This is a genomic window from Cyanobacteria bacterium FACHB-DQ100 (assembly GCA_014695195.1).
Taxonomy (GTDB): Bacteria; Cyanobacteriota; Cyanobacteriia; order Leptolyngbyales; family Leptolyngbyaceae; genus Leptolyngbya.
Map to the genome: position 1 here is coordinate 175,769 of JACJNW010000037.1, position 11,515 is coordinate 187,283.

The following is an 11,515-nucleotide window of genomic DNA, read 5'->3' on the forward strand; positions in this document are numbered from 1 at the left end:
GAATTGGCTACAAAACTTTGGATTTTTCCCCTAAGTTCGTCATCGCGGACTAAGTTTTTATAGCCCCGAATCTATTTGCTAAGCTATTTCCCAGATCGAGCCGCTTTAACATTGAAACGCTTCGGTTAGAACCGCATTGCCCAATGCAACCTGAAAACTAAATTTAGTTCCCGCAGGGCACTTGAATCGTTGTAGCTGAATTGAGTTATCCTGCTCCCGTGCTTGAACCGATTGCACAACATCGCCCGAAGCAGAAACCAGCGATAGCGACAAACCCATTGGCAAGCACTGAGAACGCTCTGCCGGACGAAGTTGCACTCGAATGCTGACTCGACCATCCGCTTCGGGAGCGAGGGCAAGCATCAACAGAACTGTTTGTTCTGCAAACTCTAACGGTTTCACTCGTCGAACCCCAGTCGGTTCCATGACCTCCGTTTGGCGAAAACTGAATGCCAATTCTTCGGGATTCAGCCACGTCTCGATCGCGCTCCATCCCGCCGTAAACGAGTTCTCTAGCCATTGCCGCAAATTCGTTGCAACCGTTGTATTCGGATTGCGACCTTGACGCAGTTGATGTAATCTTTCTCGCCACGATCGCGTTTCCAGTAATGATCCCCACATCGTAAACGGAATTTCTAAGCGCGGTTGCTCCACAGTCGCCAGCCGTTGCAGTAAATTTTCTGCTTGTGTTTCCGCAACCGATGGTAATTCTGTAACCTCAACTCGTGTGGGTTCTGTCGGATAGAGTTGACGCATCACCCATAACACCGCAATGTCCTGAACCAGAAACTGAGCATCAAGACCATAAGCACGATCGCTGGAATCATACTGTCCGAGCGCCTTGATCTGTGCGTGGGTGGTATATCCCCAAATCCGCAGGGATGACTCATCGGGATTGATTTGAACCGCCAAATAATAGTCTCCAACCCAGCTAGGAACATCAATCCATTCTTGTGGAACTCTCAGTTCACTCGTGTCAAAACTTTTCTCTGGAATCAGCACCAAGCGTTTTTCATTCCACTCAATGGCGCAACCCTGAATCAAGTCCCACGCGGTCAAAGAAGCCGTCGATCGCGACGCGTATTCCGCCTGCAACCACAGTAAAACTGTCTCCAAACAAACCTGATTCAGATATGCTGTCCACTGTGCTTTCGGCATCGAGTAGCGTTGACTGTGTTGCCAAGCGCGGTGATCGATCGCTGCGGAAATTTGTAATTCTAGTTGCGTAATGCTGTCCATAACTGTTGTTTAAGTGTCTGTACGATTCAATCGATCCTCATCCCCTCTTTTCCATTAGCCATTCTTCCAATACCGCGCTGATTTGTTTTCCCACGTCTGAAGTTGGTGCAATATGCAAAGTGTCCTGACTCCAACGCAAAAGCGCCGATAGTAAAGCCTCGCGTGCCTTACTAAGCTTGCGAGATACAGCATATTGCTGGATTCCTAATTGTTTTGCAATCTCCTGCTGAGTTAAATTTTGTTGATAATAAAGCTGCAACAGCTCTTGGCTCGCAGGATCAAGTTTGGCGATCGCCGCTTCTAAAACTTGATTGAGTTGCGATCGCTGCGCCTGCCGTTCCTCAAGGTCTTCCTGAGAAATCAAGTCTGTCAACAATGACTCTTGAGCCGGATCAACTATGTCATCTTGAATTTCTTTGGTGTCTTCGCCCAACTTCGGCGCATTCAGCGAAGAGACAGCAGGATAGAGATACGATCGCACGCGGTTGACACAAGCCGTTAACCATTTCTGGATCACATCCGCACTTGCCTCAGCGCCAGGAGATCGCAGTTGATGGCGTTGCTGATTGTAGCGACTGGCGATCGCGTCCCACGTTTCCCGGTTAGGTGCAGGAAGTTGACGCAATTTGGGAGATTTTGTGGGCAAATAAACCGACTCAAAACACGACCACGCTAGAATCCAGCGATCGATGTCATCCGTATTCAAGCCCGCATTCTGTAAAGACTCTACCAATCGCTTACGACTGACTTTTAATAACAATCCCCAATCGCTACATAAATCAATTTCGCGACTCTGCCGCAAAAAATCTCGAATACTATTATTAAAGGCTTGACTGGCATAAGTTTTCAGACTGCCGGGATAATCAGGATCTCGCGCCTTGAGAATTCTTGGCACCTCTGCGATCGCCACTTGAAAACAATCTGATAAGCGATACCGTGATTGAGACAAATACGGCATCGTTCTATATGCACTCCAGTAACAAGCCTCTTGCAGGTACGCAGATAGATGCCCCAACGCTGTCTTTTTATCTGAGTGCTGTTGCCAGACTTTTTGCCAATAAACGACCCAAAAAGTATCCGCGTGAGGCTCCGATCGCTCAGATAAATGTGTTTGAATGCTGCGCCGCAATCGTGCATCTGTTGCCCATCCCCCAAAGCTGTCAGCCTTAAACTGTACAAAGGTTGAAAATAAATCGATGATGCTTTGACGGGGTTGCATGAAACGCACTCCTGCTGTGCAAAGGACTCAACCCCCTCAAATTACTAGGTTTATCAATGGGTTTCAATATCCGATGCGGAAGTTGTGGCTGTGTCGCGAAAAAATTAAGGTACGCTAAATCTGTTGTGCAAGAGCCGAGATTTTAGCGGGTAACTGCTCTTTCTGTAGCGTAGTCAGAATTTTTTGCGACACAGCCGTGCCATTTCCCTCATCCAGCCTGCTTTGTAGCCGCGTTGTCACCCCCTGAAGAAAATCAATCTCTTCACTGCTTGGAAAACAAGCGGTTATGGCTATATAACCACTGCTATACCTGCTCTTACTGGCAGTTTCTTCGAGGAGTCTTACTAAAAATCTCCAGACGCTTGAAGCAGCCTGGAGATCGAAATCAATTTATCAACGTAAATTAGCCACCCGCGATCGCAGGAATAATGCTCACTTCGTCACCATCTTTAAGCGGCGTATTCACTCCATCAAGAAAGCGAATGTCTTCGCTGTTCACATAGAAGTTGACGAAGCGGCGCAATTGTCCTTGCTCATCACACAACCGCGCTTTAATACCTGGACAGTTAGATTCAAGCGACTCTAACAGCGTACCAATGGTATCGCCGCTACATTCAACGGTTGCCTGATCGTTGGTGAGCTTTTGCAGAGGAGTTGGAATTAAAACTTTAACAGCCATAACCTTAGAACAATGTGGAAAGAACTAAAACATTAAACCAAAACTTGTTGCCACTCTAGACGATCGAGCGTTCTGGATCTTTCTAATGCACGCTCGAAGCTATCGAGTTTCGGTTCGATCGTGAACGGTTCGCCGACGTAACCTTGTACTGCTTCTTGAGTCTTCAGACCGTTTCCGGTGATGTAGGCGACCGTCGTTTCATCGGGATTGATCTTGCCTGCTTCGACCAATTTCTTCAGCACTGCGATCGTCGTTCCGCCTGCGGTTTCGGTGAAGATTCCTTCGGTTTCCGCCAGTAGCTTGATGCCTTCGATAATTTCAGCATCGGTGACCGATTCGATGTTGCCGTTGGTTTTCCGAGCGATATCGACCGCATAAACACCATCTGCGGGATTTCCGATTGCGATCGATTTGGCGATCGTGTTCGGCTTCACCGGGGAGATGAAGTCGCGTCCTTCTTGAAAGGCTTTGGCGATCGGAGAACATCCTTCCGCTTGTGCGCCACTGAATCGAACCGCTTTTTCATCAACCAAGCCCACTTCGACGAACTCTTGGAAGCCTTTGTAGATCTTGGTGAAGAGTGAACCCGATGCCAACGGAGCAACAATGTGATCTGGCAGTTGCCATCCAAGCTGTTCGATCACTTCGTAGCCCAGAGTTTTTGAACCTTCAGAATAGTAGGGGCGCAGGTTAATATTTACAAATCCCCAACCGTGGGTGTTTGCCACTTCAGAGCAGAGGCGATTCACTTGGTCGTAGTTACCGTGAACTGCCATCACAGTTGGGCTGTAGATTAGCGTTCCGAGGACTTTTCCGGCTTCAAGATCGGACGGAATGAACACACAGCAATCGAGACCTGCATGAGCAGCGATCGCCGCAGTCGAGTTGGCTAAGTTTCCGGTACTGGCACAAGAAACCGTGGTAAAGCCCAATTCACGGGCGCGGCTCAATGCTACCGAAACGACGCGATCCTTAAAGCTCAGGGTCGGCATGTTCACTGCATCATTCTTGATGTACAGCTTCTTCAGACCCAACCGACGCGCCAAACGATTTGCTTGCAGCAAGGGAGTCATCCCAGTTCCGACATCAATGACGTTATCGGTTTCAACGGGGAGAAACGGACGATAGCGCCAAATCGAGTTCGGGCCTGCTTGAATGGTTTCGCGAGTGACTGTTTTGCGGAGCCAATCGTAATCATATTTGACTTCTAACGGGCCAAAACACATCTCGCATACATGAGTTGCTTTTGGCTCGTATTCTGCGCCGCACTCTTTACACTTGAGCGCTTCAAAAGCAGATTGGCTAGAACGAATTTTGGAATGGGTAACGGTCATCTCTCGAAACTCCCTATCAGCAAGCTCTCTATCGTTTGACTGTGATTTCGCTTGAAATCGTATCACGCGAAAAATATCGAGTCAAACAAATCCGATAGTTTTTGTCGGGATTGCTCAACCACCGCTCACAGGCGGGATTAGAACGATTTCATCGCCGTTTTGGACGATCGTCTCTGCGGAAACAAATTCCAAATTTATGCCAAATTGAGTAATACCCTTGAGCGGCGCAAGCTGAGGACGATCGTACAGAATGCGATCGCACACCTGCTCAACGCTCACGCCTTGAGGCAATTCTAGGGTTAGTTCTGGCACTCCGTAAGCATCCTGATACGCCGCAAATAGCTTTACGGTCACGGTAATTGAGTCAGACATCTTCGGTAAAATTCAACATGTTTGTTCAAAATTAGGCGAAAAAGATCACTCTAAAGAAAAACGATCGCGCCTCCTCTGAGTATGACGTACTGTATTAACCCTGACTGCCCCCAGCCTCAGAATCCAGATCGCCTTGAACGCTGTCAGAGTTGCGGCACTCTGATGAAACTCAGAGGACGTTATTGCGTTGTGCAACCGCTCGGACGAGGCGGATTTGGCAAGACTTTTTTAGCGATCGATGAAGATCGCTTAGGAACTCGCTGCGTAATTAAACAGTTTTTGCCGCAGAGCAAAGGAACCAAGGCGCTGAACAAAGCGATTCAACTGTTTGAACAAGAAGCCGTCCGACTCCATGAACTCGGAGAGCATCCCCACATTCCCACACTCTTGGCTTATTTTGAGCAGGAACAGCGCCTCTATTTGGTGCAGCAGTACATTGAGGGGGCGACTCTGGCGCAAGAACTAGCCCAAACTGGGGTCTTCAACGAACAAAAGATTCGAGAAGTGTTAGTGCGGCTGTTGCCGATTTTGAAATTTGTTCACGATCGCAATGTGATTCATCGTGACATTACACCTGCCAATATTATTCGCCGCAAGCTAGACGGACGATTAGTGCTGATTGATTTCGGCGTTGCCAAGGTGTTGCCGGAGACGGATGCGATTCAGCCCGGAACCAGAATCGGAACAGAAGGCTATGCCCCCGTCGAACAACTGCGAAACGGCAAAGCTTATCCTGCAAGCGATTTATACAGCTTAGGTGCAACTTGTATCTACTTACTCACTCAAGTCAGACCTGAAAAACTGCATGATCCAATATCGGGGCGCTGGCTTTGGCGCGAACACCTGGAGCGGCGCGGCGGTGGCATTAGCCAAAGGATCGGGCAAATTCTCGATCGCTTGCTCAGGGATCTAGTGAGCGAACGGTATCAAACTGCCGATGAAGCGATGCATGACCTAAGAATGGCATTATCTACGCCTGCGGTTGGTGCAATGAGGGAGTTTGAAAGCAACGAGGTGACAGCGCCAGTCCTCGCAACACAGCCGCCGGAGTTGCGCCCTTCGCGACCGAGCATTCCGCCTCCGCCCTCGATACCCACGAGCGCCGCCCGCTATGTTTCAAAGAGTTCACAGCCGCGAAAATGTCTCTACACCTTGAGCGGTCACAGCACTTGGGTGATATCACTCGCGGTTAGTCCAGACCAACGCACGTTAGTCAGCGGGAGTTTAGACGATCGCATTTTCATGTGGGATGCAAGCACAGGAGAACGGTTAGGCACGTTCATCGGTCATACAAAATCGGTGAATTCGCTTGCGTTTAGTCCTGATGGGAGGCGATTGGTCAGTTGTAGCGATGATGATTCGATTAAGATTTGGGACTTACCCAGTGGTGAGTTAATCCGATCGCTCTGCGGTCATTTGCGCGATGTGAACGCGATCTCGCTGAGTCCCGATGGACAGTTTTTCGTCAGTGGTAGTGAGGATCGCACCGTTTGCGTTTGGCGATTGCAGACTGGGGAACTGCTGCAAAGCTTCACTACGTCAGGGATGGTGCGATCGGTAGCGGTTAGCCCAAACGGTCAAATTGTTGCCAGTGGTGGGCTGGATAATCAAATTAGGCTGTGGAGTTTGAGGACAGGTCAGCAGATTCGGACATTAAGCGGACATCAAAATTCCATTATGTCGATCGCGCTCAATCCGCAAGGCGATCGTCTTGTAAGTGCGAGTAAAGACAAAACAATCCGGATTTGGGAGCCGAATTCTGGAGAACTGCTGCAAACCTTGACCGGACATTTCGATATTGTTTGCACGATCGCGATTAGTCCCGATGGCAAGACCTTGATTAGCGGCAGCAATGATAAAACGATTAAGCTTTGGAACCTTAGCACTGGAGACCTTCTTTGCACCTTGAGTGAGCATTCTCAAGCGGTCAATGCGATCGCGATTAGCTCAGACGGCAGGTGGTTCGCTAGTGGTAGTTCAGATAACACTGTAAAAATCTGGCAATTAAGAACGTTAGAACTTGTTCCACCGCTTTGAGCTTAGGCAGGACTGACTGAAGGTTTGAATGATGTCTGCAAATCGCGAATTCTGTTCCATTAGCGCCATGTGCCCCGCTGGAGACAAGACCTCCAATTGTGCTTGAGGGACTTCTCGACTCATACGATCGCTCGCAATCGGTCGAGTTGCAATGTCCGATCGACCTACTACAACTAAAGTAGGAACTGTTATCTTCGGTAACGTTGCAGTTTCATCAAATCTAAACATTGCCAGAACGCCCCGCGCCAAAATTCCTGGTGGTGCTTTGATACCAATTAAACTAGAGAAATTAAGCTGTCCGCGTGTTTCTCTTCCGGTAAAGCCAGAAATTTCTGTGGTTAGCAGGGTCGTACCATTCAAATAACTGAGCCAGCTTGTCAGATGCAGTAGTGGAGAAAGCACGATCGCAAGATATAGCAAAGGCTCTAGCAGAGGTTTTTGCAGTGCTAGCAATAGTTTACTGAGAATGGTCGTTCTCAGTGGATTGGTGTAAGTTCCATCTACCAAGATCAAGCCTGCAACTCGTTGTTCAAGTCGCTCTGGAAACAATCGACAGAAGGTGAGCAGAACCATTGCTCCCATACTATGTCCGAGCAAAATAGCAGGCTGATCTCCTGCTATCTCCAAGACTGCATTCAGATCACGAGCATATTTTTCCAAAGAGTAGTCGCGATTTTTCGGCTTTTTAGATTGACCCAATCCAGGCAGATCCCACACAATCACGCGAAACTGTTGAGCAAGCTGCTTCTTGGCGTAGTACCACACGGTACTATCAGGCCCCCAACCGTGCGTCAGAATCAGCGGGGGAGCATGGTCATCTCCATAGAATTCAACTTTAATTTCGCTGCCATCCGGTCGAACTAGGCGTTGAACCTGGTTGCTGCGGTAAGGTTTAGGTTCATCCCGACCAAGACGACGCAGTAGTAGAACCGGCAAAAAGCCCAAGAATGACCAGAGTAAGAGTCCAATGCCTAGATATAACCAGAGATCGTCTTGCCATTCTCCCTCGTACCACTGACGCAGAATGTAACCGCTACCACCCAGTAGAGCAATAGACAGCAAGCCTGCGAACGAGCGCAGCAGAAAATCGAGGGGCATGAACATCACAGGGTTACTCTTTAAGAGCAGGGAATTAAACTATGCTGAGATTAGAGCAAAGTTTGAGCTAAGAGTAACCCTCTGAGGATAGAATAGCGTCCTCTTAATGTTTTCTAGAAGCCTTACATACTGGATAAGCGGCTATTGACCCTGCTGAAAAATTACATCATTGAGCCAAAGGGGATTGATCAAAATGAGCCAGCAAATCCGCAGGGCTATCGTAAATCTCGATCGCCTCTGCTAATTGCTCATCCGAAAATCCTCCACTGCGAAATGCAATCACTGCTACTCCAGCAGCGTTTGCTGCCTGAATATCATAAGGCGTATCTCCCAACATAATCGCCTCATTCGGCTTCAAATGCCCTTTCTCCAGAGTTACCTCAATCAAATCGGGTTCAGGCTTAGAAGCGTCTGCGTCGCTTGAGGTCGTTGCCATATTTTGGTCTAAAAGATCATCAACCTGAGCCGCTTTCAACAAAACCGAGAGTTCTTCGCTCGTTGCTGAACTAGAAATCACTAATTCATACCCGGACTGTTTTAGCTTTTCGATTAACAGTCTTGAACCATCAGTCGGAGCTAAATCAGCACCATACTTTTGCATGATCAGTTCTTTGCGTCGATCGGCAATCTCTTTTCCTTCTCCTTCTTCACCAGATAGTGACGACACAATTCGCGGAATTAATTGATCTCCGCCCATGCCGATTAAAGGTCGAACTTGATCGAACTCTACATCATATCCATGCTCTGCAAATGCTTCCACATAGGCATGAGCGTGAGCATCATTACTATCGACTAATGTACCATCAATATCTAACAGTACGCCTTTTAATAACATGGTGAAGTCTTCCTGGTGTTAAAGAATTAGTGCTGCGATCGCAAATACAATCAAGACTTCTCATTCTAGACATTCACAAACTCCCCCAAGTCTGCTTTAAGGCACATCTTAGTCGAGAGATAATCAACGCTCTAACACCTCTAAAACTGCTTTCGGCAACAATTGATCCTTAAACCAAACAATCCGAGCAGGCGTATCCGAAACCTTCACTCCCGCCTTCTCTAAGTTCAATCGCTCTGACACTGCCAGAATCAAATCATCCCGCCCGGATTGGCGCACCTGCGAAAACTTCTTCCGCAAATACTCTGGTCGCCAATAGCCTACAATTTCAACTAAGAATGTCCTGCCATCAGGATGCACCACCCGAAAATCAGGAATCATCACGCTTCCCGGAATCGGAATTAGATCGACCTCGCGTTCTAATCGCCATTCTGTTTTAGCTTTGTTCCATCGATCGACAAACCCCGCCTCAAGCAAACTATCATAGGTCTTCCCTGGGGGATAATGGCTGACCAATCCACAGTCGGAATCTAACGCAAATCGACCTTGGCGCGTTTTACCCGAATAACTATCATTAACCTGCAACTCAGCAGACAAGCTCCAGCGCGTCACATGCAGTAAAGCTGGAAGTAACTTTGCGATCGCCAATCCATACCGTGTGGAAGGCTTAAACAAGCTAGTCGGGCCATCGATCGTCAAAGTAAATCCATGATCCGCATCACCTTCAATGTAAGTCATTAACTGAAACAGCTTCATATACCGGAACAATAGCTTATACTGTCCCGGATCATTGCGATGTGCATTGATTACGAGATGACTTGCTCGATAAAACACCCCTTGCACTTGCGATAGATTGTAACGATGGACAAGAGCCTCCGGTGTTGGAGCTTCAAAACTAACTAGGATTTGGTTTTCTGGCAAATCTGCATACAATCCCGACTTGACTTGCTCTGGAAAAACTTCAGCGTTCAACTCCTGACTCAGCATCTTTGCAACTTGCCCGATTGTCTGCTCAGTCTCCAACACACTTGGAATTTTTTGTGCTGACAGGGCAAATACCCGTTCTCTCAGCATCAGTGGGTCAAGTGGACTCACCGTTTCAAACGTACTAAACGCACTATTAAGCAGATGTGCCAAACCGCGCTTAACTCGATAATCGGTTTCTTCACCCTCGATCGCTTGTAATTGTCGATTCAATTCGCCCCTCGTTCCGTGCTGCGCCTCATGAAACAACGTGATCAACTCTTCAGCGATCGACAAAACTTTCTCATCAAGCAGCAATCGCTTGGGGACAATCTCTTCACCATTAAAACGTTGAATCAATAACTCAGTCGGTAACATACTTTTACTATCACAGCAGATCCATCCTACCGCTCAGATTCGCTGCATAATGGGTTCAGAAAGATAAAATACACCATGTTGAAATCTCGCTGGAAAATCTTGACGATCGTCGCCCTTCTCGTTGTTACTGTACTGGGCTGTGCTTTTCTACTCAATCGACCTAAAGCACCGATCGGTAGTCAACCGTTACTCCCCCCTATTGTAGGAAACGTTCACCTCGCAATGGGCATTCCCAGCAAAGCTACACCCGATATTGCCAATGCAAACGACTACCTGATCGCAGATAATACTCGTTCCTACGCACTGTCTTACAACAACAGCAAACACATCCCTAACTGGACAAGTTGGCAACTGAATAAAAGCTGGCTTGGCACAGTTCCCCGCTCTAATGATTTTCGCCCTGATCCGATCCTGCCAAAAGGCTGGTATCAAGTAAAGTCCAGCGACTACAACGGTAGTGGCTACGATCGCGGACACCTCACTCCTTCTGCCGATCGCACTCGCAATCTGCAAACGAATTCCGCGACCTTTTTCATGACCAACATTCTGCCGCAAACTCCTGATAACAATCGCGATGTGTGGGAAGGTCTAGAAAGCGAGTCGCGCAGACTGGTCAACACTGGCAAAGAACTTTACATTATTGCCGGTGGGCTGGGCGAAAAAGGGACGATCGGCGCTGAAAAAATTTCCATCCCCGCTTCAACCTGGAAAGTGATTGTTGTCATGGATCAACCCAGCTCTAAAGCGGCTGATGTCACAGCTAAAACCAGAGTGATTGCGGTAAATGTTCCGAACATTCAAGGAATCAAAGATAAAACTTGGCGCGACTATCGCATCAGCGTGGATCAGCTTGAAGCTAAAACGGGATACGACTTCCTCAGCGCTGTTCCAGAAGCAGTACAACAAGCGATCGAAAGCAAAGTAGACAATCAATAAGTTCTAGAAGCAGTACAACAAGCGATCGGAAGCAAAGTAGACAATCAATAAATAGTGATTAGAATCTATAGCCATCCGGTTTGAGCTGTGAACGCTAAAAGAAGTAGGGGGTGAAAAGGGAACATCCCCCACTCCACAACTGATCTAGGTAATTTAAGGTCGCTATAGATCAACCGTGATACAGCGCTCATATTCTGTTATCTTCTATACACCAAACTGCGCTGGAAGTATTGCACAATGTAATCTCCGTAGTTTCACCGCTTTCAGGCTGATCAATTCTTCACTATGCCATAAAGATTCAGTGAAGCAGGTAGACGTGTCTCCGGTGAACCACTTAGATTACGTAATAAGTAAGCCAAAAGTCTTGTTAGACGCAAGAGTTTTAACTCCTGAACCCGCCCAAATGCTCTCCTCTCGGTCTCATC

Annotated in this window: 10 protein-coding genes; 2 read left to right on the top strand and 8 right to left on the bottom strand. The window is 47.8% G+C overall.

Annotation, left to right across the window (positions count from 1 at the left end):
* Positions 1-105: 105 nt before the first annotated feature.
* The 5 genes from H6F51_21840 to H6F51_21860 all read right to left on the bottom strand — a co-directional run bounded on the left by H6F51_21840 (position 106) and on the right by H6F51_21860 (position 4,843).
* Positions 106-1,239, bottom strand: coding sequence for a DUF1822 family protein (locus H6F51_21840; GenBank protein ID MBD1825111.1), 1,134 nt, complete (start codon positions 1,237-1,239; stop codon positions 106-108).
* Positions 1,240-1,276: 37 nt separating this feature from the next.
* A complete protein-coding gene (locus H6F51_21845) occupies positions 1,277-2,458 on the bottom strand; it encodes a sigma-70 family RNA polymerase sigma factor (GenBank protein ID MBD1825112.1) in 1,182 nt (393 codons plus the stop codon).
* Between the two features lie 403 nt (positions 2,459-2,861).
* A complete protein-coding gene (locus tag H6F51_21850; GenBank protein MBD1825113.1) occupies positions 2,862-3,137 on the bottom strand; it encodes a MoaD/ThiS family protein in 276 nt (91 codons plus the stop codon).
* A gap of 32 nt (positions 3,138-3,169) precedes the next feature.
* The gene (locus H6F51_21855; protein ID MBD1825114.1) at positions 3,170-4,471 is read right to left on the bottom strand and encodes a threonine synthase; all 1,302 of its coding nucleotides are present in this window, start codon (positions 4,469-4,471) and stop codon (positions 3,170-3,172) included.
* A gap of 114 nt (positions 4,472-4,585) precedes the next feature.
* Positions 4,586-4,843 (bottom strand): MoaD/ThiS family protein, encoded by a 258-nt coding sequence (locus H6F51_21860; GenBank protein ID MBD1825115.1) that lies wholly within the window; start codon positions 4,841-4,843, stop codon positions 4,586-4,588.
* Positions 4,844-4,924: 81 nt separating this feature from the next.
* On the opposite strand from H6F51_21860, the gene H6F51_21865 reads away from it, so the two are divergent.
* Positions 4,925-6,880 carry a serine/threonine protein kinase gene (locus tag H6F51_21865; protein ID MBD1825116.1) on the top strand — a complete coding sequence of 652 codons (1,956 nt, stop codon included), beginning with the start codon at positions 4,925-4,927 and terminating at the stop codon, positions 6,878-6,880.
* On the opposite strand, the gene H6F51_21870 is transcribed toward H6F51_21865, so the two are convergent.
* The 3 genes from H6F51_21870 to H6F51_21880 form a co-directional block, all read right to left on the bottom strand.
* Positions 6,857-7,978 carry an alpha/beta hydrolase gene (locus H6F51_21870; GenBank protein MBD1825117.1) on the bottom strand — a complete coding sequence of 374 codons (1,122 nt, stop codon included), beginning with the start codon at positions 7,976-7,978 and terminating at the stop codon, positions 6,857-6,859. The genes H6F51_21865 and H6F51_21870 overlap by 24 nt on opposite strands.
* Before the next feature lie 166 nt (positions 7,979-8,144).
* Positions 8,145-8,813 carry an HAD family hydrolase gene (locus H6F51_21875; GenBank protein MBD1825118.1) on the bottom strand — a complete coding sequence of 223 codons (669 nt, stop codon included), beginning with the start codon at positions 8,811-8,813 and terminating at the stop codon, positions 8,145-8,147.
* A gap of 123 nt (positions 8,814-8,936) precedes the next feature.
* Positions 8,937-10,154: a DUF790 family protein gene (locus H6F51_21880; protein MBD1825119.1), complete on the bottom strand. Its 1,218-nt coding sequence runs from the start codon at positions 10,152-10,154 to the stop codon at positions 8,937-8,939.
* A 75-nt stretch (positions 10,155-10,229) separates the two neighbouring features.
* Here H6F51_21880 and H6F51_21885 point away from each other — a divergent pair, with 75 nt between their 5' ends.
* The gene (locus H6F51_21885) at positions 10,230-11,090 is read left to right on the top strand and encodes a DNA/RNA non-specific endonuclease (protein MBD1825120.1); all 861 of its coding nucleotides are present in this window, start codon (positions 10,230-10,232) and stop codon (positions 11,088-11,090) included.
* Positions 11,091-11,515: the final 425 nt, after the last annotated feature.